The organism is Shouchella tritolerans (genome assembly GCF_025770735.1).
Classification (GTDB): Bacteria; Bacillota; Bacilli; order Bacillales; family Bacillaceae_D; genus Shouchella; species Shouchella tritolerans.
Map to the genome: position 1 here is coordinate 44,624 of NZ_JAODPB010000011.1, position 25,113 is coordinate 69,736.

General features: G+C 45.5%; 25 protein-coding genes, 1 rRNA gene and 1 other annotated feature. All 26 genes read right to left on the minus strand.

What is annotated here, in order from left to right:
- Window positions 1-214: 214 nt before the first annotated feature.
- Window positions 215-3,757, minus strand: a complete 3,543-nt coding sequence (gene rpoB / locus N6H06_RS21870) for a DNA-directed RNA polymerase subunit beta (protein ID WP_263707936.1) — start codon at window positions 3,755-3,757, stop codon at window positions 215-217.
- 317 nt (window positions 3,758-4,074) lie between these two features.
- Window positions 4,075-4,689 (minus strand): class I SAM-dependent methyltransferase, encoded by a 615-nt coding sequence (locus N6H06_RS21875; protein WP_062751238.1) that lies wholly within the window; start codon window positions 4,687-4,689, stop codon window positions 4,075-4,077.
- Between the two features lie 76 nt (window positions 4,690-4,765).
- A complete protein-coding gene (gene rplL, locus N6H06_RS21880; RefSeq protein WP_011245004.1) occupies window positions 4,766-5,128 on the minus strand; it encodes a 50S ribosomal protein L7/L12 in 363 nt (120 codons plus the stop codon).
- Between the two features lie 54 nt (window positions 5,129-5,182).
- Window positions 5,183-5,683: a 50S ribosomal protein L10 gene (gene rplJ / locus N6H06_RS21885; RefSeq protein ID WP_062751240.1), complete on the minus strand. Its 501-nt coding sequence runs from the start codon at window positions 5,681-5,683 to the stop codon at window positions 5,183-5,185.
- Window positions 5,684-5,720: 37 nt separating this feature from the next.
- Window positions 5,721-5,860: a sequence feature (ribosomal protein L10 leader region), on the minus strand.
- 40 nt (window positions 5,861-5,900) lie between these two features.
- A complete protein-coding gene (rplA, locus tag N6H06_RS21890) occupies window positions 5,901-6,596 on the minus strand; it encodes a 50S ribosomal protein L1 (protein ID WP_011245002.1) in 696 nt (231 codons plus the stop codon).
- 95 nt (window positions 6,597-6,691) lie between these two features.
- Window positions 6,692-7,117, minus strand: coding sequence for a 50S ribosomal protein L11 (rplK, locus tag N6H06_RS21895; RefSeq protein ID WP_011245001.1), 426 nt, complete (start codon window positions 7,115-7,117; stop codon window positions 6,692-6,694).
- Between the two features lie 155 nt (window positions 7,118-7,272).
- Window positions 7,273-7,809, minus strand: a complete 537-nt coding sequence (gene nusG, locus N6H06_RS21900) for a transcription termination/antitermination protein NusG (protein WP_011245000.1) — start codon at window positions 7,807-7,809, stop codon at window positions 7,273-7,275.
- Window positions 7,810-7,863: 54 nt separating this feature from the next.
- The gene (secE, locus tag N6H06_RS21905) at window positions 7,864-8,052 is read right to left on the minus strand and encodes a preprotein translocase subunit SecE (protein ID WP_011244999.1); all 189 of its coding nucleotides are present in this window, start codon (window positions 8,050-8,052) and stop codon (window positions 7,864-7,866) included.
- Between the two features lie 73 nt (window positions 8,053-8,125).
- Window positions 8,126-8,299, minus strand: coding sequence for a 50S ribosomal protein L33 (gene rpmG / locus N6H06_RS21910; RefSeq protein WP_404830381.1), 174 nt, complete (start codon window positions 8,297-8,299; stop codon window positions 8,126-8,128).
- Window positions 8,300-8,390: 91 nt separating this feature from the next.
- Complete coding sequence (gene sigH / locus N6H06_RS21915) at window positions 8,391-9,053, minus strand: RNA polymerase sporulation sigma factor SigH (protein WP_062751242.1); 663 nt, start codon at window positions 9,051-9,053, stop codon at window positions 8,391-8,393.
- An 87-nt stretch (window positions 9,054-9,140) separates the two neighbouring features.
- Window positions 9,141-9,653: an NYN domain-containing protein gene (locus N6H06_RS21920; RefSeq protein ID WP_062751244.1), complete on the minus strand. Its 513-nt coding sequence runs from the start codon at window positions 9,651-9,653 to the stop codon at window positions 9,141-9,143.
- Between the two features lie 7 nt (window positions 9,654-9,660).
- Window positions 9,661-10,452 (minus strand): 23S rRNA (guanosine(2251)-2'-O)-methyltransferase RlmB, encoded by a 792-nt coding sequence (gene rlmB, locus N6H06_RS21925; RefSeq protein WP_062751246.1) that lies wholly within the window; start codon window positions 10,450-10,452, stop codon window positions 9,661-9,663.
- Window positions 10,449-10,862: a Mini-ribonuclease 3 gene (locus tag N6H06_RS21930; protein ID WP_062751276.1), complete on the minus strand. Its 414-nt coding sequence runs from the start codon at window positions 10,860-10,862 to the stop codon at window positions 10,449-10,451. Before N6H06_RS21930 ends, rlmB begins: the two co-directional genes overlap by 4 nt.
- Window positions 10,862-12,262 (minus strand): cysteine--tRNA ligase, encoded by a 1,401-nt coding sequence (cysS, locus tag N6H06_RS21935; protein ID WP_213029644.1) that lies wholly within the window; start codon window positions 12,260-12,262, stop codon window positions 10,862-10,864. The genes N6H06_RS21930 and cysS overlap by 1 nt, the downstream gene beginning before the upstream one ends.
- 50 nt (window positions 12,263-12,312) lie before the next feature.
- On the minus strand, window positions 12,313-12,978 hold the full coding sequence (gene cysE, locus N6H06_RS21940; protein WP_193754545.1) for a serine O-acetyltransferase: 666 nt from the start codon (window positions 12,976-12,978) through the stop codon (window positions 12,313-12,315).
- A 280-nt stretch (window positions 12,979-13,258) separates the two neighbouring features.
- Window positions 13,259-14,719, minus strand: coding sequence for a glutamate--tRNA ligase (gene gltX, locus N6H06_RS21945; protein WP_062751249.1), 1,461 nt, complete (start codon window positions 14,717-14,719; stop codon window positions 13,259-13,261).
- Between the two features lie 66 nt (window positions 14,720-14,785).
- Window positions 14,786-15,265: a 2-C-methyl-D-erythritol 2,4-cyclodiphosphate synthase gene (gene ispF, locus N6H06_RS21950; protein WP_062751250.1), complete on the minus strand. Its 480-nt coding sequence runs from the start codon at window positions 15,263-15,265 to the stop codon at window positions 14,786-14,788.
- Window positions 15,262-15,951, minus strand: coding sequence for a 2-C-methyl-D-erythritol 4-phosphate cytidylyltransferase (ispD, locus tag N6H06_RS21955; RefSeq protein WP_062751252.1), 690 nt, complete (start codon window positions 15,949-15,951; stop codon window positions 15,262-15,264). The genes ispF and ispD overlap by 4 nt, the downstream gene beginning before the upstream one ends.
- Before the next feature lie 215 nt (window positions 15,952-16,166).
- Complete coding sequence (locus N6H06_RS21960; RefSeq protein ID WP_062751253.1) at window positions 16,167-17,270, minus strand: PIN/TRAM domain-containing protein; 1,104 nt, start codon at window positions 17,268-17,270, stop codon at window positions 16,167-16,169.
- 151 nt (window positions 17,271-17,421) lie between these two features.
- Window positions 17,422-18,495, minus strand: a complete 1,074-nt coding sequence (gene disA / locus N6H06_RS21965; protein ID WP_062751255.1) for a DNA integrity scanning diadenylate cyclase DisA — start codon at window positions 18,493-18,495, stop codon at window positions 17,422-17,424.
- Window positions 18,496-18,501: 6 nt separating this feature from the next.
- Entirely contained in the window at window positions 18,502-19,875 is a 1,374-nt protein-coding gene (radA, locus tag N6H06_RS21970; protein ID WP_213029647.1) for a DNA repair protein RadA, read from the minus strand.
- 243 nt (window positions 19,876-20,118) lie between these two features.
- Window positions 20,119-22,575 (minus strand): ATP-dependent protease ATP-binding subunit ClpC, encoded by a 2,457-nt coding sequence (clpC, locus tag N6H06_RS21975; RefSeq protein WP_062751259.1) that lies wholly within the window; start codon window positions 22,573-22,575, stop codon window positions 20,119-20,121.
- 20 nt (window positions 22,576-22,595) lie between these two features.
- Complete coding sequence (locus N6H06_RS21980; protein ID WP_062751261.1) at window positions 22,596-23,672, minus strand: protein arginine kinase; 1,077 nt, start codon at window positions 23,670-23,672, stop codon at window positions 22,596-22,598.
- A 5-nt stretch (window positions 23,673-23,677) separates the two neighbouring features.
- Window positions 23,678-24,193 carry a UvrB/UvrC motif-containing protein gene (locus N6H06_RS21985; protein WP_213029648.1) on the minus strand — a complete coding sequence of 172 codons (516 nt, stop codon included), beginning with the start codon at window positions 24,191-24,193 and terminating at the stop codon, window positions 23,678-23,680.
- A gap of 15 nt (window positions 24,194-24,208) precedes the next feature.
- The gene (locus N6H06_RS21990) at window positions 24,209-24,682 is read right to left on the minus strand and encodes a CtsR family transcriptional regulator (protein ID WP_062751265.1); all 474 of its coding nucleotides are present in this window, start codon (window positions 24,680-24,682) and stop codon (window positions 24,209-24,211) included.
- Window positions 24,683-24,962: 280 nt separating this feature from the next.
- Window positions 24,963-25,078, minus strand: a 5S ribosomal RNA gene (gene rrf, locus N6H06_RS21995).
- Window positions 25,079-25,113: the final 35 nt, after the last annotated feature.

The window sequence follows — 25,113 nt, forward strand, 5'->3', positions numbered from 1 at the left end:
AACCTCCCTTATGATTTCACCCAATGTGGGTAACTGTTCAATGCGGATTATTCTTGAGGGGCAAAGGGGAAGAAACACATGTTTCTCCCCTCAGACTGTAGACAAACGCTCGCATACGTCATCGTTTGCCTCGGTCATCTGCTTTAGAACCGTCGTTCCACGCGCAAGCACTGTTGCTCATGGATAGTCGTTCTATTCGCATCTCCCCTGCCCTTTATAGTTGTGATTCGTTCGTCTCTAAGTTGAGGTTGAGTTTTTCAGACGTTTGGTCTTCTTCGTCATCCAGCTCACGCATTTCAATTTCCTCTTCGTTGCTGGAGAGCATCTTCACATCCATGCCCAACGATTGCAATTCTTTAATGAGGACTTTAAACGATTCTGGCACCCCTGGCTCAGGAACGTTTTCCCCTTTTACAATTGCCTCGTACGTTTTCACACGCCCAACAACGTCATCTGATTTAACAGTGAGGATTTCTTGGAGCGTGTAAGCAGCACCATATGCTTCCAGTGCCCATACTTCCATCTCCCCGAAACGCTGTCCACCAAATTGAGCTTTACCGCCAAGAGGCTGCTGCGTAACGAGTGAGTACGGGCCTGTTGACCGCGCATGGAGCTTGTCGTCAACCATATGGGCAAGCTTGATCATATACATAATCCCAACGGATACGCGGTTGTCAAACGGTTCGCCAGTACGGCCATCATATAAAATTGTTTTTCCGTCTCGGGCCATGCCTGCTTCTTCCAATGTGCCCCAAACATCTTCTTCACTGGCGCCGTCAAATACTGGAGACGCAACATGGATGCCTAGTTTGCGGGCAGCCATACCAAGATGGAGTTCAAGCACTTGTCCGATATTCATCCGCGAAGGCACACCAAGTGGGTTTAACATAATGTCAACAGGCGTTCCGTCTGGTAAAAACGGCATATCTTCTTCTGGCAGGATTCGGGAAATAACACCTTTGTTCCCGTGACGGCCAGCCATTTTATCGCCCTGGTTAATTTTCCGCTTTTGTACAATGTAGACACGGACAAGTTGGTTGACGCCTGGAGGAAGTTCATCGCCGTCTTCACGGTTAAAGATTTTCACATCAAGAACGATTCCGTCTCCACCATGCGGTGCACGCAATGAAGTATCCCGCACTTCACGGGCTTTCTCTCCAAAAATCGCATGCAAGAGGCGTTCTTCCGCCGTCAGCTCCGTTACGCCTTTTGGCGTCACTTTACCAACAAGAATGTCGCCATCTTTGACTTCAGCCCCGATGCGAATAATTCCCCGCTCGTCAAGGTTGCGTAATGCATCCTCACCAACGTTCGGAATATCGCGCGTAATCTCTTCAGGTCCGAGTTTTGTATCACGGGCATCCGATTCATATTCCTCAATATGAATGGACGTATAAACGTCATCTTTGACAAGGCGCTCACTTAAAATGATCGCATCCTCGTAGTTGTAGCCGTCCCATGTCATAAAGGCGACAAGCACATTGCGGCCAAGCGCCATTTCGCCCATCTCCATTGAAGGACCATCTGCGAGGATTTCACGTTTTTCAACGCGATCGCCTTCGCGTACAATCGGGCGCTGATTATAACTTGTGCCCTGGTTGGAGCGCACAAATTTTTGTAGTTTGTATTTATCAAGGTCGCCTTTCGTTTCTTTGCCATCTACTTCTTCAATGCGGCGGACCCAAATTTCTTTAGCAGTAACGCGTTCAACGATACCGGCATATTTTGAGACAACAGCAGCCCCTGAATCTTTAGCAGACACGTGCTCCATCCCTGTTCCGACAAGCGGTGCTTCTGGAACGAGCAAAGGCACGGCCTGGCGCTGCATGTTTGCGCCCATTAGTGCGCGGTTCGAGTCGTCATTTTCCAAAAACGGAATACATGACGTCGCGGCAGAGACAACTTGTTTAGGCGAAACGTCCATATAGTCGACACGATCACAAGGAACGACGGTGTTTTCACCGCGGAAGCGGGCAATGATGTTATCATCGACAAACGATCCGTCTTCATTCAGCTTCGCATTTGCTTGGGCAACTACATAATTGTCCTCTTCATCGGCTGTTAAATAGTCAATTCGCGATGTCACTTTCCCTGTTTCAGGGTCAACACGGCGGTATGGTGTTTCCATAAAGCCGAACTCATTCACTTTCGCATAAGAGGACAGCGTGTTAATTAAGCCGATGTTCGGACCTTCCGGCGTTTCAATCGGACACATCCGGCCGTAATGGGAGTAATGAACGTCACGCACTTCCATTCCAGCGCGCTCCCGAGTTAAGCCACCTGGTCCAAGCGCTGAAAGACGGCGCTTATGCGTCAGTTCAGCAAGGGGGTTCGTTTGGTCCATGAACTGCGAAAGCTGCGAGCTACCAAAGAACTCTTTTATCGAGGCAATGACTGGACGAATGTTAATAAGCGCTTGTGGCGTAATTACATTCGGGTCTTGAATCGACATCCGTTCCCGTACCACGCGCTCCATCCGAGAAAGGCCAATCCGGAATTGGTTTTGTAACAGTTCTCCAACGGAACGGAGACGGCGATTGCCCAAATGGTCAATGTCATCTGTATCGCCGACACCATGCAGCAAGTTGAAGAAATAGCTGATGGAAGCGATGATATCGGCAGGGGCAATATGCTTCACGTCGCGTTCCACCATGCCGTTGCTAATAACAGAAATAACGCGCTCGCCCTCGTAGTCATCTGCTACATAAATTTTAACCGATTGAATTTCAACGTCGGATTCCTCAAGAACGCCGCCAGATGTACGGGCTGTACGGAAACCAACATTTTTCTCCAAATGCGGGATCAGTTTATCCAACGTTCTGCGGTCAAGCAGTGTTCCCTCTTCAGCTAGAACTTCACCTGTTTCCGGATCAACAAGCTTTTCCGCCAAACGTTGGTTAAATAGCCGATTTTTGATATGAAGCTTTTTATTTATTTTATAACGACCGACATTTGCGAGGTCATAACGCTTAGGATCGAAAAAGCGAGATTCAAGCAAGCTTTTCGCATTTTCTACTGTTGGCGGCTCGCCTGGGCGCAAACGCTCATAGATTTCAAGCAGCGCTTTATCGGTTGAATCTGTGTTATCTTTCTCAAGCGTGTTGCGCAAATACTCGTTTTCGCCTAAGAGGTCAACGATTTCTTGATCAGACCCAAAGCCTAGAGCACGCAAAAGTACTGTTACTGGAATTTTACGAGTACGGTCAATACGTACATAAACAATATCTTTTGCATCTGTCTCAAGCTCAAGCCACGCTCCACGGTTCGGAATGACAGTGGCAGTAAAGCCTTTTTTTCCGTTTTTGTCGAGCTTTTGGCTATAGTAAACGCTCGGTGAGCGAACAAGCTGAGAAACGATAACGCGCTCAGCGCCATTGATGATAAATGTCCCTGTTTCTGTCATCAACGGGAAATCGCCCATAAAGACTTCCTGTTCTTTTACTTCGCCTGTCTCTTTATTAATAAGACGAACTTTGACACGTAGAGGAGCGGCAAAGGTCACGTCACGCTCTTTTGACTCATCAACAGGATACTTTGGTTCTCCTAGACTGTAATCAATAAACTCTAACACTAAATTGCCAGTGAAGTCTTGGATCGGTGAGATGTCTTGAAACATCTCCCGCAAACCCTCATCAAGAAACCATTGATAAGAAGCTGTTTGAATTTCAATCAAGTTTGGCAGTTCGAGCACTTCATTAATTCGCGCATAGCTTCTCCGCTGGCGGTGGCGTCCATACTGAATTAGTTGACCTGTCAACTGATTCACCCCTTAAATCTCGCGTTATAGTATCTAAAAAACACTGTTTATAAGCTGCATCAAAAACCTATAAACAGAGGTACCCGTTCAGACAAAAAGGCTTGTTTTTGTATCGAATCTGCGAAGAGACTATACAAAACCGCAAAAAAGCTTTATAGTATGAAAATCAGGAACCTTTTTTACGAGAACAAAACCCATTGTACTAGCATAACCAAAAATGAACCGTTTCAATCACTGAGTCTTTCCTCATGAATCTGGAAACGGCAAATTAGGCAGTTATACGCATTAAATGATAATATCATAGTCAAAACCAGCAGTCAATTCTTTTTTGCAAGAAAGACATAATAACCCTTCTTTTTCCCCTTGACCTCGACATTTTCTGCCCCAAAAAGCTCAGCTAACTTTTGCTTGGTCGATGGCGCCCCTTGCTTTTTTTGGATCACTACCCAAAGTTCCCCCTCAGGAATTAACCGTTCGTACGCTTGTTCATAAATGTCGTAGACGACGTTCTTTCCAGCACGTATCGGCGGATTCGTTACAACCGCAGCATAACGGGCCACTTGCTCAAAACCAGCTAAGCCCCGTTCATTGAAACGAACGTCGGCATTTTTTACACCGTTTTCTTTGGCGTTTTTTTCCGCCAATTGGCAAGCGCGTTCATTGACGTCTACCATAACGACCCGCCTTGAAGGGTCCGCTTTTGCCAACGCTAGCCCAATCGGCCCATACCCGCAGCCAACATCAAGTATATCGCCATCGAGTTCAGGAAAGGCAAATGTCTCAATGAGAAGTCGACTTCCAAAATCGACTTCACCTTTCGAAAACACACCGCGGTCTGTTGTAAAGGAAAACGATTCTCCTCGCAGCGTGAATGTCCATGTTTTTTCATCATGGGGCGAAGACGGTTGGTTTGTATAATAATGCTCACTCAAGGCGATCACTCCTTTCATGAATGGGAAAAGAAGGCCCGCGGATGTTCCGCGGGCCTTCTCGTGCGAGGCTAAACGCCTACTTCAACTCGACGCTAGCGCCTGCTTCTTCAAGCTTGCCTTTGATTTCTTCGGCTTCTTCTTTCGCAACGCCTTCTTTAATTGGAGCCGGAGCACCATCAACAAGGGCTTTTGCTTCTTTCAAGCCAAGGCCAGTGATTTCGCGAACCACTTTGATAACGCCAATTTTAGAAGAACCAGCAGACTCAAGAACAACATCGAATTCAGTTTGTTCAGCTGCGCCACCTTCTGCTGCGCCGCCAGCAACTGCTACAGGCGCTGCTGCTGTTACACCAAACTCCTCTTCGATTGCTTTTACAAGGTCATTAAGTTCAAGAACAGTCATTTCTTTAATCGCTTCAATGATTTGGTCTTTGCTCATTGTAAATCCTCCTAGTCAATTTTCATTATGAAATGCATTTAAGCAAGCAACAATTTACGCGCCTTGCTCTTCTTTTTGCTCGGCCACCGCTTTTGCAGCAAGTGCAAATTGGCGAACTGGCGCTTGAAGGACGTTGGCAAGCATAGAAAGAAGCCCTTCGCGTGAAGGAAGCTCGGCCAAGGCTTTCACTTCAGCCGCAGTCGAAATGTTCCCTTCGATGACGCCTGTTTTGATTGTTAATGCTTCGTTGTTTTTCGCAAATTCGTTTAGCACTTTCGCAGGAGCAATAACATCATCGACACCAAACGCAATTGCAGTCGGGCCAACGAGATGCTCATCCAAGCCAGTAAGGCCAGCTTCTGCTGTCGCACGGCGCACAAGCGTATTTTTGTATACTTTGTACTCAACGCCAGCTTCACGCAACTGTTTACGAAGTTCAGTAACTTGCGCTACATTCAGTCCACGGTAATCAACAATTACCGTTGATTTGCTGTCGCGCAACTTTGCCGCTACTTCAGCTACAACTTGTTGTTTTTGCTCTAAAACTTTGCTCATCGTTACACCTCCTGTAAAACTGTTCGCACACCGCTTGAGTTTCCATAGAAAAGCCCTCGTGGCACGAAGACACACGAGGGCTTTAAGCTCTATTAAAAAGAGATCTATTCGCTCACCTCGGCAGGATATTTAAGCTGATAAAGCACCTGCTGTCTACGGTATGACTATTCTATTTCCAACTACCAACATAACACAGGTTATATTGCTAGCGCAACTTTTATTTTGCAAAAGCAGTCGTAGTCACACGGATCCCAGGACCCATCGTTGAGGCTACTGCAATGTTTTTCACGTATGTTCCTTTTGCAGCTGCCGGCTTCACTTTGTGAAGTGTTTCTACGATTGTTTGGAAGTTTTCCAGCAATTTAGGCGTATCAAATGATACTTTGCCGATTGGCACATGGATGTTGCCGGATTTGTCAACACGGTACTCAACTTTACCCGCTTTGATTTCTTCAACGGCTTTCGTTACATCAAATGTGACCGTGCCTGTTTTCGGGTTTGGCATTAGGCCTTTCGGTCCAAGCACCCGTCCAAGTCTACCGACTTGCGCCATCATATCAGGCGTCGCAACGATCACGTCAAAATCAAACCAACCTTGGTTAATTTTGTTGATGAGGTCGTCTTCGCCAACGTAATCTGCTCCAGCCGCTTCCGCTTCTTTTGCTTTTTCGCCTTTCGCAAATACTAGCACACGTTGGGTTTTGCCTGTTCCATGAGGAAGCACAACCGCGCCGCGGATTTGTTGGTCCGCTTTTTTAGGATCAACGCCAAGGCGAACAGCAACTTCTACTGTTTCGTCAAACTTAGCGACTGATGTTTTCTTTACTAGTTCAAGCGCTTCTTCCGCTTGGTAAGCCGTATCACGGTCTACAAGCTTTAAAGCGTCTGCATATTTCTTGCCTTTTTTAGCCATTTTATTTCCTCCTCGTATGTGGTGTTAACGGAAATTCCTCCCACTATTTGAAAGGCTGCGACTCCAGCTCGGGCGCAACCTCTCACAGCAACCAATTAGTCTTCAATCACAATGCCCATGCTGCGGGCTGTACCCTCAACCATGCGCATAGCCGCTTCTACAGAAGCCGCATTCAGATCTGGCATTTTTGTTTCAGCAATTTCACGTACTTTATCGCGTTTAACCGTTGCAACTTTTGTACGATTCGGCTCGCCAGAACCTGAGTCAATTCCTGCCGCTTTTTTCAAAAGCACAGCAGCAGGTGGCGTTTTCGTGATGAATGTAAACGAACGGTCTTCAAATACAGTGATTTCCACTGGAATAATCAAACCTGCTTGGTCAGATGTACGAGCGTTAAATTCTTTACAAAATCCCATAATGTTCACACCTGCTTGACCGAGGGCCGGTCCAACTGGTGGTGCCGGATTGGCTTTACCCGCAGGGATTTGTAGCTTAACCATTTTAATTACCTTTTTAGCCACGTGACACACCTCCTTAAGTCCGTGATGTGGTTACCGGATACACAACTTGTACCCTCCCACTCAAAAAGACGGATGCACATGCATCCGACAAGCATAGTGAAATCTATACTAAACATTGAAATTCTATCACCAATACCGCCAAGAAGCAAGGTTTTTTAAGAAATCTTTTCAACTTGACCGAACTCAAGCTCCACTGGCGTTTCGCGCCCGAACATATTCACATGGACTTTCAGTTTCCGTTTTTCCACCTGTATCTCTTCGATTGTGCCGACAAAATCAGCAAACGGACCCGACTTCACTTTAACCGATTCTTTCAGTTCAAAGTCTACTTCTTCTTGGGCTTCAACAACGCCCATTTGCTTCAAGATCCGCTCAACCTCATCGGGCATAAGCGGCGTCGGCTTGGAGCCTGCTCCAGCTGAACCAACGAACCCTGTTACCCCTGGTGTATTGCGGACAACATACCACGAATCGTCAGTCATGACCATTTCCACTAGCACATAGCCTGGGAACACTTTGCGTGAAACTTGTTTCGTTTTTCCGTTTTTTATTTCTGTCTCTTCTTCGACAGGTACAAGCACACGAAAAATATGGTCAGTCATTTCCATTGACTCAACCCGCTTTTCAAGGTTCGCTTTCACTTTGTTTTCATAGCCAGAGTATGTGTGTACCACAAACCAGTTTTTTTCCATTGTTCAGGACAGCGTCCTTCCCTCCTTTAACATTCCCAGAGCTTCAACTTTACGCTACAGCATCCGCAGCAACGTCGAAATACCTAGATCGACTAGATAGAAAAAAGCAACCATAAAGATAAGCGTTGTTAGGACAACTAACGTATAACGGGTTAACTCTTTTTTAGTTGGCCATGTTACGCGTTTCATTTCCCTGCCTACATTCCGAAGAAAAGTAACTGGTCCTTTGTTTTCATCTGCCATGTGATCCGTACACCTCCAGCATTACACAATATCGAAAAGATAAACGTTAGAGCTTTGCGATTTCCTGTATTTATCAACGCGTTTCTACATGCAGTGTATGTCCATTGCACCGTTTGCAAAATTTTTTTACGGTAAGCCGGGTATCGCTTTTTTTAGCGCTTGTTACCGAGTAATTACGTGACTTGCAGATTTCGCAAGCCAAGACACGTTTGCCACTCACGGGCACACCTCCGTACTTTGCACACACTCTTTGACTCTAGCACAGCACTAAACTGGTGTCAATGCTGGGCTGAAGCGTAATAGATAAAGGACGGAAGCTAATTGCCCCGCCCTTTCAATCACAACATTACGCTTTTCAGTTCCACATACCTTTCCAGTTTACGTTTTACACGCTGGAGGGCATTGTCTATCGATTTGACGTGTCGCTTTAAATCAATCGATATTTCCTGGTACGTTCTGCCATCCAAATAAAGCATCAACACTTGCCTCTCCAGCTCACTTAAGATCTCGCTCATCTTCCCTTCAATGTAAGCAAAATCTTCTTGATTAATTAAAAGCGCTTCTGGATCTGTTACCTTGTTGCCGCAAATGACATCCATTAATGTCCTGTCCGACTCCTCATCATAAAGAGGCTTGTCCAACGACACATATGAATTGAGGGGTATGTGCTTTTGCCTTGTAGCTGTTTTTATCGCGGTAATAATTTGCCTTGTGATGCACAATTCTGCGAAAGCCTTAAACGAAGAAAGCTTGTCCACATTAAAGTCTCTTACAGCCTTATATAAACCAATCATACCTTCTTGCACAATGTCTTCGTGATCAGCGCCAATAAGAAAATACGACCGTGCTTTAGCCCGAACAAAATTGCGGTACTTTCCAATCAAGTGCTCTAAGGCTAACGTATTGCCAGTTCGGACTTCTTTAATCAAAGAATCATCTTCCCACTCTTCAAACGGACTTTCTTTGTACGTTGATGTTCCTTCTGCTAGACTTGCACCCAAACTAATCACTCCTCCGCGATAGCATCGACATAATGTTGTGAAAAGTTATACACATTATATAGCACTTTTTTCTAGCAGGTCAACTATTCATTTGCCGCCTCGACGCCATCTCTCAAAAACTTCGGCAACTTCCTCTGATAACATAATTTTCGACGACTCTTGCGTTTTCTTCGTTTTTTGTACGATTTTGTCGATTTCTTTTGTTGCGATTCCCATTTCAATTGCCATCTCCCTAGCTGACTTCCGCAGTGCCCCACTCCCAAAGGCGTGAGACTGCTCAGCCAAGTCGGAAGTGGCTACGTGGATCACCCGGTCGATCCGCTTCAATGTCTGAACAAGCTTCTCGATCCGCTCATCGGCTGTCTCGTTTTTCTTCGTATAGACAATCTCGACGCGATGGCGATTATACGATTTGCCGATCCCAGCAACCATATGGGCGTCAAAAACGGCAATAACGCGGTAACCTGTATATGCCGCATATTCCGCCAATAAGTCAACCAGTTGATCCCTAGCCGCGCCAAAATCCTTTTCCTTCAATTTCTGCAAAGATGGCCATGCCCCAATCATGTTGTAGCCGTCAACGAGCAGAATATTCTCCATTGCTCGCTCACTGCCCAGCCCGCTTGTGAAACACTTCGTACATCAGCAAGCTTGCCGCAACGGACGCATTCAATGAAGTGACGCGCCCTTTCATCGGAATGCTAACGAGAAAATCGCATTTCTCTTTAATCAGGCGGCTAATCCCTTTGCCTTCACTGCCAATGACGAGGCAAAGCGGCAAATTGTAATCGGCTTCGCGATAGTCACCCTCTGCTGCCGCGTCCGTGCCAGCAAACCACAGTCCTTGCTTTTTGAGCTCGTCCATTGTCCGCGCCAAATTGGTGACACGGACAACAGGAATGTATTCAATCGCTCCTGTCGATGCTTTTGCGACTGTTTGCGTCAGCCCGACCGAACGGCGTTTTGGGATGATGATGCCGTGTGCCCCTACAGCGTCGGCGGTCCGCATAATGGAGCCTAAATTATGAGGATCCTCTATTTCGTCAAGAACGAGAAAAAATGGGGCTTCATTAGCTGCGGCAGCTTTGGCAAATAACGCATCCATGTCTGCATATTCGTACGCGGCCACGGAGGCGACGACGCCTTGATGGTTGCTATGGCCGACAAGTTGGTCAAGCTTGCGCTTAGGGGCCGTTTGCACCAACACATTCTGTTCTTTTGCCAATTGTGTCAGTTTCGTCATTTGCCCTTTTTGCGATTGGTCGCCAATCCAAATTTTATGGATTGGATGCCCTGATTTGATTGCTTCGATCACTGGGTTTTTGCCGACAATGAATTCTTCTTTGCGGTTGTCGCCCTTCAGCTGTTTTTTTGGTTGCGGGTTGGTACGTTTGCTCATGATGGGTTCCCTTCTTTCTGTGCAGCCATTGTCAATGCCAGCTTTAGTAGCTCTTCCAATCGCTCATGTTTATTTGTCAAATACAAATACCCAAGGAGCGCTTCAAAACCAGTTGCATTCCGGTAAGTGGCCACGTCGGTATTTTTAGGCGTTGTATGGGATTTGGCATTCCGGCCCCGGCGGACAATTGCTTGTTCTTCTTCTGTTAAAACGCCTTGTTCGCCCATTTGGAAAAGAACGGCGGCCTGCGCTTTCGCAGAGACGTATGTGGTCGCTGCTTTATGCAAGCGGTTTGGCCGCACTGCCCCTTGTTTCAACAGCTCATAGCGAACACGCTGTTCATACACAGCGTCTCCCATATAAGCAAGCGCAAGCCCATTTAGCTGGCGCCATTCCTTGTTCGTGCTCATCATGACCCCCGCTTCCAACGCACGCCTTGGGGCGTATCTTCTAGCACAATGTTTTTCTCTTTTAAGAGGTCACGAATTTCATCAGCACGGGCAAAGTTCCGTTCTTTCCGGGCAACATTGCGCTCTTCAATCAACGCCTCAATTTCAGCATCCAGAAGCTCTTCGTCTTGTTGTGTAAAGCTTACACCAAGCACTTCGCCAAACTCGGTAAACAACTCCAAAAAAGCATTTAGCACTTTTTTGGACGTTTGTGCTTCGCTCATATAAATATTGGCTTCTTTAGCAAGGTCAAACAAGACACTTATTCCATTGGCGCTATTGAAATCGTCATCCATTTCTTCAATAAAACGTTGTTTTGCGGCGGCAATTTTTTCGAGCCATTCCTCTTCTACCCCCATATCAGCCGTTTCCGCTAAGCGGTGCTGCAAATTGGTGACTGTATTTTTCAGGCGCTCTAGCCCGGCTTCAGCCCCTTTAAGAAGCTCATCACTAAAGTTAATTGGTGTGCGATAATGAGCAGTGAGCATGAAAAACCGGACGACTTCTGGCGAATATTGTTGGATGATGTCATGTGCAAGCACAAAGTTTCCGAGTGATTTCGACATTTTTTCGTTGTTTATGTTAACAAATCCGTTGTGCATCCAATAATTGGCCAATCTTTTGCCTGTTAACGCTTCTGATTGGGCAATCTCGTTTTCATGATGGGGAAACGTCAAATCCTTGCCGCCGGCGTGGATGTCAATTGTATCCCCTAAACTCTTCTTAATCATGGCCGAGCACTCAATGTGCCAACCAGGACGACCCTCGCCCCACGGGCTGCTCCACGAAATTTCATTTGGTTTTGCTGCTTTCCATAACACAAAATCAATTGGGTCTTCCTTCCGCTCATCTACTTCTATTCTAGCGCCGCTTTGCAAATCGTCGAGCGCTTGGCCAGACAATTTGCCATAGCCATCAAACTTGCGGGTGCGAAAATAGACATCGCCCCCTGCTTCGTATGCAAATCCTTTCTTCTCCAGTTCAGCAATAAAGGCAATGATGTCATCCATCGTTTCTGTCACACGAGGGTGAAGATCAGCTTCCTTCACATTCAAAGCACATGTATCGGCGTAATACGCTTTAATAAACCGTTCGGCAACATCAGCTACTTCTTCACCAAGTTCATTGGCAGCGCGTATAATTTTATCGTCCACATCCGTAAAATTTGAGACAAAGGTTACGTCGTAGCCTCGGTAAGTCAAATAACGGCGCACCATGTCATAGACAATGGGCGGCCGGGCATTGCCGATGTGAATGTAATTGTACACCGTCGGTCCGCAGCAATACATTTTGACTTTGCCTTCCTCAATCGGCACGAATGGTTCTTTTTTATTTGTCAAACTATTAAACAGCTTAATCATCGTCTGTCGTCCTTTCTACTTGCTTGGTATCCATACTTTATGAAGCCACTCTAGTCCAATGTGCTTTGTTTGTCGGTAAGCTTGCTATAATCTGCTTTTAAACGTGCAATTTCCCGTTCTAATTCAGCAATCTTGTCAGCAACGGGGTCAGGCAAGGCATGGTGGTCAAGGGAACGGGCCGAGCTCACTTTTATTCCATTTTGCACAACAATTTTCCCAGGGATACCTACAACCGTCGAATGGGGGGGCACTTCGTTTAACACGACAGAGCCTGCGCCTATCCGGGCGCCCTCGCCGATTGTAAATGAGCCAAGCACTTTAGCCCCACTGGCAATGAGCACGCCGTCTTTTACAGTTGGATGGCGCTTCCCTTTTTCTTTGCCAGTGCCCCCTAAAGTTACGCCTTGGAAAATCGTGACATTGTCGCCAATTTCGCAAGTCTCACCAATGACGACACCCATACCGTGGTCAATAAACAGCCTTTGCCCGATCTTTGCCCCTGGATGGATTTCAATTCCGGTCATAAAGCGGACAATTTGCGAAAGCAGGCGCGCTAAGAAGTACCATTTCCGTTTCCACAGACCGTGAGCAATCCGATGCCCCCAAACAGCATGCACACCCGAGTACGTAAAGATGACTTCTAGCCGACTACGTGCAGCAGGATCTTGTTCAAAGACGACATCAATATCGTTCAACAATGTACGAGCAATCCCCATCTGATCCCCCTCCTTCATCGCAATAAAAAACGCCCCTGCACCTCCCAACGAAGGTACAGAGGCGCTTACTGCACGGTTCCACTCTGCTTTTTTCAGCTTTTTGCTGAATCTCTAATCGCTTGTAACGGAGCGACCCGCTTTTCCCTACGTGTTCCTGTTCAAGAAAAGACTCATGGGGGCAAACCATGCGCGTCCCTTACAGGCGGCTTTCAGCCGGTGGCCGCCCTCTCTGCGAAAGTTCTTCGCTGGCATTCCCATTCAACGTTTTTTGTCTCTATTCTTATTGAATAGCAGCTTGCAAGCGTGCTTTCACAACGCTTTTTCCTAAAAGCTCGATCGTATCGCCAAGCTCAGGGCCATGTGTTTGCCCGCTCACTGCCGCACGAATTGGCATAAACAATTTTTTCCCTTTTTGCCCTGTCGCTTTTTGCGTTGCTTTAATCGCTTTTTTAATGTCGGCGGCAAAAAATCCTTCTAGCGACTCTAGCTCTTTTGCAAATTGGCTTAGCACTTCAGGAACTTGTTCTTCTGCCAGCACGGTTTTTGCTTCTTCTGTATAATCGACTTCTTCTTTGAAAAACATTTCCGTCAGTTCGACGATTTCAGCTCCGTAATGCATTTGCTCCTGGTATAAGCCAATTAAACGGCGCGCCCATTCACGCTTGCCTTCATCCAACTGTTCTGGTAGTTTACCGCTGGCAACTAAGTGGGGCAACGCCAAGTCGACAACGGTATCCAAATCAGCGTTTTTCATGTATTGATTGTTCATCCAGGCGAGCTTATCTGTATCAAAAATAGCCGGTGCTTTTGAAACGCGATCGAGTGTAAATTGTTCGCATAGTTCCTCAAGCGAAAAGATTTCTTCCTCGCCGACTGGCGACCAACCAAGCAATGCTAGGAAATTGACAATCGCTTCAGGCATATAGCCCAATGATTTATACTGCTCGACAAATTGAATAATCGATTCGTCGCGCTTACTCATTTTCTGCCTGTCAGGGTTTAAAATCAAGGAAGCGTGGGCAAATTTTGGCACATCCCATCCAAATGCCTGATAGAGTAAAATTTGCCGTGGCGTATTGGAAAGATGCTCTTCCCCACGGATCACATGGGAAATGTTCATCAAATGGTCATCGATGACAACGGCAAAGTTGTACATCGGTACACCATCTTTACGAGCAATCACAAAATCGCCAATTCCGTCTGTCTCAAAAGACACCTCGCCACGAACGGCATCATGAAATGAAACAGTTTGCCCCTCAGGCACTCGGAAACGGACAACGGGCTGAATGCCCTTCGCCTCGTAAGCTGCCCGTTGTTCCGCTGTTAAGTCCCGGTCACGGCCGCTGTATTTTGGCATTTCGCCTCGGGCTTTTTGCGCCTCGCGCTCTGCTTCTAATTCTTCTTCCGTCATGTAACAGTAGTATGCTTTTTTCTCATCCAACAGCTGTTGAATATAGTTTTTATAAATATCAACGCGTTCCATTGAGCGGTATGGGCCATATTCGCCGGCCTCTGTGTCAATGCTTTCATCCCACTCTAGGCCAAGCCATCTTAAACTGTCCATTAATTTTTCAGTTGCTGTATCCACATTCCGTGCTTGGTCTGTATCTTCAATCCGCAGCACAAACGCGCCGCCCGCAGATTTAGCAAACAAGTAATTAAACAGCGCCGAACGCGCTCCGCCTATATGCAAATGCCCCGTAGGACTAGGGGCAAACCGGACCCGTATATCTTTCGTCATCACGACGCACTCCTTTGGCTACCTTATTCTGAATCATCATAGCACGTTCTTCGGCAAAAACAAAGGCTACTCTGCTTTCTTCAGCAAGATTACTGCCTGCGCAGCAATCCCCTCCTCACGACCTACAAACCCTAGCGTTTCCGTCGTAGTCGCTTTAACACTAACGTTGGCCACATCTGTTTCCAGCAATTCAGCAATTTGTTTCCGGATCGCTTCAATATAAGGTGCTAGCTTTGGCTTTTGTGCCATCACCGTACAATCCACATTCCCCAACGTATAACCAGCGTTTTTTACAAGCTGCCAAGCTTGGCTCAATAGGTGTTTAGAGTCAGCATCCTTGAACGCTTCATCCGTATCTGGGAAATGTTTTCCCAAATCGCCTGCCCCAATCGCGCCAAGGGCTGCATCGGTGATTGTATGCAAAAGGACATCAGCATCCGAATGGCCGAGAAGCCCTTTCGGATGGGGAATGTGAACCCCTCCTAATAATAGCGGTCTACCTTCGGCGAGCTGGTGTACATCAAATCCTTGTCCAATCCGAATCATAAATGGTTCTCCCTTTTCTTTAATATCGTTTCAGCAAATAACAAGTCTTCCTCAGTCGTTAATTTAATGTTTAAGTAGTCGCTCTCGACAATGGTTACTCGCTTGTCCAATCTTTCTACAAGACTTGCATCGTCGGTACCGAGAAACCCGTGTTTTTTAGCGTCTTCATGGGCGGCCAAGACGAGCTCATACTGGAAAGCTTGTGGTGTTTGCGCGGCCCAGAGGTTTTTCCGTTCAACTGTACGCGCAACGCTGTTTTTGTTTGCAAGCTTGACTGTATCTTTGACCGGTACAGCGGCAATCGCTGCACCGCTTTGAGCAGCCTCATGGGCCAGTTTTGTCAAAATAGGTTTAGCGACAAACGGCCGGGCGCCATCGTGAATAAGGACGATTTCTGCCTCTTCCATTCCTTTTAACCCGGCATAAACACTGTCTTGCCGTTCAGCTCCTCCATTTACAAGCCCTTTTACTTTGCCTATCCGGTACTCTGCAACAAGCTTTTCCATTGTCTGCCTTTCCGGTTCACTCACTACAAGCCAGATCGCTTTGCAAGCCGCATCTTCTTCAAAAAGTCTGAGTGAATGGACAATAAGGGGAATGCCGTTTAAATCGATTAACTGTTTGTTCATACCTGCTTTCATTCGTTTTCCTTGTCCGGCCGCTAGGACAATTGCAGCGTACTCCATCTATGTTCTCCCTTTTTTCGTTATATGCCTAGTTTACCATGGGTACGCCAGTATGCCTAAAAAAACGCCCCTTTAGAAACAAATGGCGTAAAAACAGGCAAAAAGCCTACACCCCAAGGGGCCCAGGCTTCAGACTATAGAACCGAATTGATCCTTCACTGTAAGAGCATATCAAGCAGTGCATGATCGTGCAGCGTCTTGCTCGTACTACTTTTCTATAGTGCTTTTTCAAGCGATTTAGGTTTGGCAAAAATCATCCGCCCTGCACTTGTTTGCAGGACACTTGTCACCGTGACATCAATTTGTTTATTCATATAATCACGGCCCCCTTCGACGACGATCATAGTGCCATCATCTAAGTAAGCAATTCCTTGATGGTTTTCCTTCCCATCCTTAATGACATTCACATTAAGAACCTCGCCTGGCAAAACAACTGGCTTGACCGCATTGGCCAAATCGTTGATGTTTAGCACTTTAAGGCCTTGCAATTCACAGACTTTGTTTAAATTAAAATCATTGGTTACAACAATTCCGGAAGTGATTTTTGCCAATTTGACGAGCTTGCTGTCCACTTCTTGAATGTCTTCAAAATCGCCCTCATATATTTCAACATTGACAGGCAATTCTTTTTGTATTTTATTTAGTATGTCAAGGCCTCTACGGCCACGATTTCGTTTCAATGCATCAGAAGAATCAGCAATATGCTGTAATTCATCTAACACGAATCCAGGGATGACAAGCGTGCCTTCTAGAAAGCCGGTTTGGCAAATATCAGCAATCCGCCCATCAATAATGACGCTTGTATCAAGAATTTTCATTTGTTTGCCACCGAGATTAGAGTCAGTCTCTTCTTTCTTTTTGTCACGCTCTTTATCTCTCGGCACTCGCATAGAGACAACTAATTGAAACAGCTCATCTCGTTTTTTGAAGCCGATTTGGAAGCCTAGATAACCGAAAAGAATGGTAATAAACATAGGCAAAATATTGCTGATAACCGGCAGATCCAATCCACTCAACGGCGTTCCGAGAAAATAACCGGCCACAAGTCCGACCGTTAAGCCCATTGATCCAGATAACACATCAGCAAGCGGCGCTTTGACAATTGTTTCCTCGACAACCCGAAAGAAATTAACAATAAGATCGACAATAAACAAGGACAGACCATATAAGACCAAAGCACCGAGTACTGCCCCTGTATAAGGACTAGCCAACCACGCCGGTACTTCTAGCGCTATCACTGCAATGAATTCAGGGACAAACAAGAACCCTAATGTTCCTCCCGCTAATAAAAAGAAAATCCGAACAATCCAATTAAGCATTCACTCTTACACCTCCTTTTAGCTATTATAGACAAGTTTACAACTCTCAAACCTAGTAGTCTGGATTTCCCATAAAAAAACACGAGATCACGCAAAAAATATTTTTACTGAATATTAAGAAACATATTCCTAAGGAGTGAAACACTCCTTGTCAAATGTGGCGATCGACGAAAAGCTGCTCTTGGATGCGGTTTAATCCATCCTTAATCATTTTGGCTCTTGCTTCGCCAATGCCGTCGACTTCATCAAGCTGTTCTTCAGTTGCAACCATTACGCTTGAGAGATGACCGTATTCGTCAATGACATTTTCAATGATTTGTGAAGGCAGCCGTGGAATTCGGTGCAAAATTCGGTATCCACGCGGCGATGCAGGTTGTTCTAGAAAATTGCTTGTTCTTGAATAGCCAAGCGCTTTTATAATCGCCTGCTCGTCGAGCAAGTCTTCGTTTAACAGCGTCGTGAGTTCCTTTAGCGTTTTCTTTACGTCTTGCGTCCGCTCTTTGGCGTAATCTTTAAGCAAATAAAGGGCTTCCTGCTCTGTATTGGAAACAAGCTCTTTTAGCTGCATCGTGATTAACCGGCCTTCGTCCCCTAGCTCAAGGATAAAATTTTGGATCTCTTGTTTAATCCGCAGCACCATTTGCACACGGTGGATGACTTGAATCACATCGCTGTAAGTAACAAGCTGTTCAAATTCAAGCGCTCCTAAATTTGTAATTCCTTGGTCTAATACCGCTTTATACTTTTCAAGCGTTTGGATGGCTTGATTGGCTTTCGTCAAAATGACGCCAATGTCTTTTAGCGCGTAACGATATTCCCCTTGGTAAAGAGTGATGACATTTCGGCGCTGGGAAATGGAAATCGTTAAATTGCCCGTTTGTTTCGCAACCCGCTCAGCAGAACGGTGGCGAATCCCGGTTTCGCTCGAACTTATATTATTATTCGGCACTAATTGCGTATTGGCATACAAAATACGTTTGCCGTCTTCACTCAAAATAATAGCCCCGTCCATTTTTGCCAGCTCATACAAATAAGCCGGTGAAAAATCGCTATTAATAAAGAAACCGCCGTCCACAATATTCATCATTTCGCTATTGTAACCAAGGACAATCAGCCCTCCTGTTTTAGCACGGAGTACATTGTCAATCCCAGCTCTAAGCGGCGTCCCTGGCGCCACTAACTTTAATAAGTTTTGGATAAATGCAGTTCGATTCCGTTCTTCCATCCATTCTTACCTCCCTAAAACAACTTCAATCGCTTGCTCAAGCGTCTGCACGCCAATCACTTCAATGCCTGCTGGCGCAGTCCAGCCGCCTTTGTTTTTTTCAGGTATGATGACGCGTTTAAAACCTAGTTTTGCGGCTTCATTGACGCGTTGGTCAATTCTAGAGACGCGGCGGATTTCTCCCGTCAACCCTACTTCGCCAATCGCTACATCCATCGGTTCCGTTGGCTGGTCTCGAAAACTTGAAGCAATGCTAAGAGCAATCGCCAAATCGATCGCTGGTTCATCTAACTTTACGCCTCCAGCTACTTTTAAATAAGCATCTTGATTTTGCAAAAGCATGCCAGCCCGCTTTTCCAAGACAGCCATTAAAAGGGAGACACGGTTATGATCAAGCCCTGTTGCCATTCTCCGGGGGTTGCCAAAACCCATAGGCGAAATGAGCGCTTGTAATTCTACGAGAACAGGCCTTGTGCCTTCCATGGAAGCGACAACGACAGAGCCAGCCGCTCCTTGAGAACGTTCTTCCAAAAAAATTTCTGATGGGTTTTTCACTTCCTCTAAGCCAAGCTCTTTCATTTCAAAAATGCCCATTTCATTCGTAGAGCCAAATCGGTTTTTAACTGCACGTAAAATTCGGTAACTGTGGTGCCGCTCTCCTTCAAAATAGAGAACAGAGTCGACCATATGCTCGAGCAGCTTCGGACCGGCAATGGAGCCTTGCTTTGTAACATGGCCGACAATAAATACAGCCACTCCCTTTGTTTTTGCGACACGCATAAACGCAGCTGTACATTCTCGCACTTGGGCAACGCTTCCTGGAGCAGACGTAATCTCGTCCTGGTAAACGGTTTGGATCGAATCAATAATTACCAAAGACGGCTGGACTTCATCTATAGCCCCTTCAATTAAAGCAATGTCTGTTTCTGCTAATACGTATAACTGCTCTGATGCTAGTTCAAGACGGTCAGCCCTTAATTTCGTTTGTTTGACTGATTCTTCTCCGGAAATATAGAGGACTCGTTCATTCGCGTTTGCTAGCTTTGCTGACAATTGTAAGAGCAATGTTGATTTTCCGATACCCGGATCGCCACCAACTAAAACGAGTGAACCTGGAACGATTCCCCCGCCAAGGACACGGTCCAGTTCTGCCATTGTCGTGCTTAGACGCGGTTCCTTTTCTCCTTGCACCGCCGTAATCGGTTGCGGCTTCTGCCGTGTACCACTGGAAGTTACATAGCTACGATTTTTTTGTTTTTCAAGGATGTTTCTTTCTTCTACCATTGTGTTCCAACTTTGGCAGCCAGGGCATTTGCCCATCCATTTTGCCGATTCATAGCCGCACTCTTGGCAGACAAACTTCGTTTTTTGTTTCGCCATGTATCCCATTCCCCCGTTTGATTCACTACATGTAGTGTACCAAAAAGCAAAAAGAAACGCTTGGTTTTTAAGAAAAGCTCCATGAAATCACGTCACTAAGTGCAAAAAAACAAACTGAAATTAAAACAGGAGTAAATGAACAAGAGGTGCAGATTGACTGCATATGTTGAGGCATAAAGCAACTAGGCGAGGGCGCCAATTCTTTTTTAAAAGAACCGGAGGTTGTGCCTCCGGTTCTTCACATTAGGAAATGCTTGATTTTTCTTTTCCTTCTACCACAAGCTCGCCATCTTTCACATAGATAACAGCTTTTTGGCCTTTAACAATCGTGCCTTTTAACAATTCCTCTGACAAACGGTCTTCTACTTCTTTTTGCAAAGCCCGACGTAATGGGCGTGCCCCGTATTCTGGATCAAAACCGATATCAGTGATTTTATCCTTTGCCTCTTCTGTCAATTCAAAGTCTATGCCTTGCTCTGAAAGTCGCTCTTTCAGTTGGTCGGCCATCTTTGTAATAATTTTGCGCACATGCTTTTTCTCAAGGGAGTGGAACACAATAATTTCGTCTATACGATTTAAAAATTCTGGGCGGAAGCTGTTTTTCAGTTCAGACATGACACGGTCTTTCATATCTTTGTACTCTTGCCCTTCCGATTCAATCGTAAAACCAAGATACTTGTTGCGCTTAAGCTGGGCGGCACCAACATTGGATGTCATGATGACGGCTGTATTGCGAAAATCGACAGTCCGTCCTTTTGAATCCGTTAAACGCCCATCTTCCAATACTTGCAAAAGCAAATTGAATACATCTGGGTGCGCTTTTTCGATTTCATCAAGCAATATAACAGAATAAGGCTTTCTACGGATTTTTTCCGTTAATTGCCCACCCTCTTCATGGCCGACGTAACCTGGAGGCGAGCCGACAAGCCTGCTTGTTGCATGTTTTTCCATATACTCAGACATGTCAATCCGAATGACGGCATCTTCATCGCCAAATAGCGTTTCAGCTACAGCCCGGGCGAGTTCCGTTTTTCCGACACCAGTTGGACCTAGGAAAATAAATGATCCTATTGGCCGCTTTGGATCTTTTAATCCAGCGCGGGCACGGCGAATCGCTTTCGAAATCGATTTAACGGCTTCCTCTTGGCCAACGACACGCTCATGGAGAATCGCTTCCATTTTTAACAAGCGTTCCGTTTCCTCTTCTGCTAGTTTGGAAACGGGAATTCCTGTCCAGCTAGAAACAACTTGGGCGATATCTTCAACCAATACTTCTGTATTTTCTTGACCTTGCTTTTTCTTCCACTCATTTTTCATTTCTTCCAGCTCTTCGCGCAACCGTTGTTCGGAATCACGCAAGGAAGCAGCCTTTTCAAATTCTTGGCTTTGGACAGAAGCGTCTTTTTCTTTTCTGGTTTCTTCAAGCTTCGCTTCTAGCTCTTTTAAATTTGGCGGAGCTGTGTAAGAACGAAGACGGACTTTTGAAGCAGCTTCGTCAATTAAGTCAATCGCTTTATCAGGCAAAAAACGGTCCGAAATATAACGGTCCGACAACTTTACTGCTTCTTCCACAGCCTCGTCCGTAATCGTAACACGGTGATGGGCTTCATAGCGATCACGCAAACCATAAAGAATTTGAATCGATTCGTCAATCGTTGGCTCGTCAACTTGAATTGGTTGGAATCGGCGTTCCAATGCCGCATCTTTTTCAATATACTTGCGGTATTCATCTAGTGTCGTAGCGCCAATGCATTGAAGTTCCCCTCTAGCCAAAGATGGCTTCAAAATATTAGAAGCATCAATTGCTCCTTCGGCGCCTCCCGCGCCAATTAATGTATGCAACTCGTCAATAAACAGAATCACGTTGCCTGCTTGGCGAATTTCGTCCATCACTTTTTTCAACCGGTCTTCAAATTCGCCGCGGTATTTTGTTCCGGCGACGACAGTCCCCATGTCGAGTGTCATCACCCGCTTATTGCGCAACGTTTCTGGGACTTCATTGGCAACAATGCTTTGGGCAAGACCTTCGGCAATTGCCGTTTTTCCGACACCAGGCTCTCCAATTAACACTGGGTTGTTTTTCGTACGGCGGCTAAGCACTTGAATGACCCGTTCTATTTCACGGCTACGTCCGATAACCGGGTCAAGCGTTTCCTCTCTAGCAATCGCTGTTAAGTCACGGGCAAGGCTATCCAATGTCGGCGTATTGGCATTTGTTGCCGCACCGTTTGATTGTGAAGAGCTTCCCCCTTCATTGCTTCCAAGCAACTGCAGCACTTGCTGCCTCGCTTTATTTAAGCTGACCCCTAAATTATTAAGGACTCGTGCAGCTACTCCCTCTCCTTCTCGAATGAGGCCAAGCAATATATGTTCGGTTCCCACGTATGAATGGCCAAGCTTTCTTGCTTCATCCATAGACAGCTCAATCACTTTCTTTGCCCTTGGCGTATAATGAGGCGTGCTATGAATGCTTTTTTGCCCTTCTTGCCCTTTTCCCACTAGGGTTTCTACTTCTTTTTGCAATTTTTCGGAGCCAAGTCCAAGCTGTTGCAGAGCTTTCGCTGCAATCCCTTCACCCTCGCGGATTAGTCCAAGCAATATATGTTCAGTGCCAATATTATGGTGGCTTAAACGAATTGCCTCTTCTTGCGATAGCGCTAATACTTTCTGGGCTCGTTCAGTAAACCGTCCAAAAATCATTCCATCCACCTCCAAATTATTCAATCGGCTGTTTCATGTTCTAGTTTTAAACGTTCGCGAATTAAAGCTGCCCGTCTCTCATCACGTTGCTCAGGAGTGAGAACGGTTTTCGCGTATTGTTGCAAGAAACCTGGTTGTGTCAAAATCATTAGTTCATCTAGAATTTTCCCTGCCGTGTTTTCAATAAAACCTAGATCGATTCCTAAGCGCACATCAGACAACCTTCGCGTCGCTTCTTTGGAATCAATAATATAACTGTTCGCTAAAATCCCGTAAGACCTAAAAACACGGTCTTTCAGTTCCAGCTTTGAATGCTGTAAAAGCGAATCTCGGGCAACACGCTCTTGCCGTATCAATTGCTTTACTACGCCTTGTAAATCATCAACAATATCCTGTTCCGTTTTTCCAAGCGTTATTTGATTAGAAATTTGAAATAGGTTACCTAAAGCTTCGCTGCCTTCCCCATAAATTCCTCTTACAACTAAGCCCAATTGGTTAATTGCCGGCAAAATTCGTTGCAGCTGCCGAGTCATCGCTAATGCAGGTAGATGAATCATTACGGAAGCACGCATGCCCGTTCCCACATTCGTTGGGCAGCTAGTCAAATAACCGTACTGGCTGTCATACGCATAAGTTAAATGCGATTCAATCCAATCGTCTACCGCATTAGCGGCTTGTAAACAATTTTCAAGCTCAAATCCAGCGCTTAAACTTTGGATGCGAATATGGTCCTCTTCATTAATCATAATGCTGAGTGATTCATCGCCGCTTAAAAGCACCATGCCATACTTTGATTGCTCAGCCAAATGAGGGCTTATCAAATGCTTTTCGACAAGCATCCGTTTATCATTTGTGCGCATATCTTCCATAGCCAACATTTCAGCTTTACCTAAGGCGTCACCTTGCGTTCCCCCTAAGGCATCTTTTACATGTTTTGCAACTGCGTATGCTTCTTCCTTAGAAGAGAGCATCGGAAATGTAAAAGCACTCATATTTCTTGCTAACCTTATTCGGCTACTAAGCACAATATCCGAATCCGAACCATCTTTTTTCATCCAAGGGCTAATGGCATTTTTTAGAAAACGATCCAAGCTCACAGCTCCTATTCGCCTCCTTCCATTTGCTCTTTCAATTTTTTAATTTCATCACGCAATTCGGCGGCTTTTTCAAATTCTTCTTTTTGAATATGCGTATCTAATAGGGCCTTAAGCTCTAATAGCCGTTTTTCAATTTTGAGGGACTTGCCAATCCTTTTTGGAATTTTTCCTTTGTGAGTGTCATTGCCAGCATGCACTCTTTTAAACACCGAACTTAATTGAGGGCCAAACGCTTTGTAGCAATGGGCGCAGCCGAAACGACCAATATGAAGAAATTTTTCGTAACTCATCCCGCAATTCGGGCACCTTTTCTTTTGTTCGGCTGTTTCCCTCGTTTGTTCGGCACCCATGTTAAACAGGCCTGAGAATAGATGGTGTATAGAAAAGCTATCGGTCCCTGGAATTGATTCGCCTTTTTCCCGTGCACATTGATCACATAAGTGCATTTCATGTTTTTGGCCATTTATAATTTTAGTAAAATGAAGAGTTGCTTGCCGTTCTTTACATTCTTGGCAGACCATTTTTCACCCCTCCTTCTACGTTTCGTTTTCTTTGTATTTAAGCGTCTCAATCATTGCCTTCAGCACATTCGCTCTAATTTCATCCCTATGGGCAACTGTCGATTTATAATGGGCACGATCTAATGCGCTCATCATCAAATTAGCTTCCCGTCTTGTAATGGCTTCCTCTTCATACAAACGAAATACAATGTTTTGCGCCGTTTGCTGATCTATTTTACTTCCAATAAGCTGACACATGTGCTCAAATAAAGCAATGTCTTCATGGGATTCAACTTTTGTTATACGAATGTAGCCTCCGCCGCCCCTTTTGCTTTCGACAATATAGCCTTTTTCCAAAGTAAAGCGGGTGCTGATGACGTAATTGATTTGAGACGGGACACATTGAAATTGCTTAGCCAACTCACTACGTTTAATTTCCAATAGCTCATTGCCGCTTCGCATTAATGTTGTCTTTAAGTATTGTTCAATCAAATCACTAATATTGCGCATTCCACCAACCCCTTTCCGCCATTGACTTTGACTATATTTGACTTTTGTTGGTTTAATTATAGCTAGTTTTATGAAAAACTTCAACCAGTAACTCTTTTTTATTATCGCCAAGGATTGGGGTTCTAGACGTGGTTCCGTCTATTTATAGGATATTTTCTTCTGTTTTTAATGGTGCATCTTTTGGCCCTTGTCCTAAGGGAAATTTTTGTATTCGTTCTTTTAGAGGAGCTTGCGCTTACACACACAAAAAAAAGACACCTATTCAGGTGTCTTTGCTGTTGCCCGGCAACGTCCTACTCTCGCGGGAGGAAGCCTCCAACTACCATCGGCGCAAAAGAGCTTAACGGCCGTGTTCGGCATGGGAACGGGTGTGACCTCTTTGCCATTGTCACCGGACCCTACTTCAGATAAGCGTCGGATTTCTTCAAGCA

Excerpts from the sequence above, each read along its gene's own strand:
- rplL (WP_011245004.1), bottom strand. The coding sequence starts at position 5,128 with ATGAGCAAAGACCAAATCATTGAAGCGATTAAAGAAATGACTGTTCTT.
- rplJ (WP_062751240.1), bottom strand. The coding sequence starts at position 5,683 with ATGAGCAAAGTTTTAGAGCAAAAACAACAAGTTGTAGCTGAAGTAGCG.
- rplA (WP_011245002.1), bottom strand. The coding sequence starts at position 6,596 with ATGGCTAAAAAAGGCAAGAAATATGCAGACGCTTTAAAGCTTGTAGAC.
- nusG (WP_011245000.1), bottom strand. The coding sequence starts at position 7,809 with ATGGAAAAAAACTGGTTTGTGGTACACACATACTCTGGCTATGAAAAC.
- secE (WP_011244999.1), bottom strand. The coding sequence starts at position 8,052 with ATGGCAGATGAAAACAAAGGACCAGTTACTTTTCTTCGGAATGTAGGC.
- N6H06_RS21920 (WP_062751244.1), bottom strand. The coding sequence starts at position 9,653 with ATGGAGAATATTCTGCTCGTTGACGGCTACAACATGATTGGGGCATGG.
- rlmB (WP_062751246.1), bottom strand. The coding sequence starts at position 10,452 with ATGAGCAAACGTACCAACCCGCAACCAAAAAAACAGCTGAAGGGCGAC.
- N6H06_RS21930 (WP_062751276.1), bottom strand. The coding sequence starts at position 10,862 with ATGAGCACGAACAAGGAATGGCGCCAGCTAAATGGGCTTGCGCTTGCT.
- cysS (WP_213029644.1), bottom strand. The coding sequence starts at position 12,262 with ATGATTAAGCTGTTTAATAGTTTGACAAATAAAAAAGAACCATTCGTG.
- cysE (WP_193754545.1), bottom strand. The coding sequence starts at position 12,978 with ATGGGGATTGCTCGTACATTGTTGAACGATATTGATGTCGTCTTTGAA.
- gltX (WP_062751249.1), bottom strand. The coding sequence starts at position 14,719 with ATGACGAAAGATATACGGGTCCGGTTTGCCCCTAGTCCTACGGGGCAT.
- ispF (WP_062751250.1), bottom strand. The coding sequence starts at position 15,265 with ATGATTCGGATTGGACAAGGATTTGATGTACACCAGCTCGCCGAAGGT.
- ispD (WP_062751252.1), bottom strand. The coding sequence starts at position 15,951 with ATGGAGTACGCTGCAATTGTCCTAGCGGCCGGACAAGGAAAACGAATG.
- N6H06_RS21960 (WP_062751253.1), bottom strand. The coding sequence starts at position 17,270 with ATGCTTAATTGGATTGTTCGGATTTTCTTTTTATTAGCGGGAGGAACA.
- disA (WP_062751255.1), bottom strand. The coding sequence starts at position 18,495 with ATGGAAGAACGGAATCGAACTGCATTTATCCAAAACTTATTAAAGTTA.
- radA (WP_213029647.1), bottom strand. The coding sequence starts at position 19,875 with ATGGCGAAACAAAAAACGAAGTTTGTCTGCCAAGAGTGCGGCTATGAA.
- clpC (WP_062751259.1), bottom strand. The coding sequence starts at position 22,575 with ATGATTTTTGGACGGTTTACTGAACGAGCCCAGAAAGTATTAGCGCTA.
- N6H06_RS21985 (WP_213029648.1), bottom strand. The coding sequence starts at position 24,193 with ATGGTCTGCCAAGAATGTAAAGAACGGCAAGCAACTCTTCATTTTACT.
- N6H06_RS21990 (WP_062751265.1), bottom strand. The coding sequence starts at position 24,682 with ATGCGCAATATTAGTGATTTGATTGAACAATACTTAAAGACAACATTA.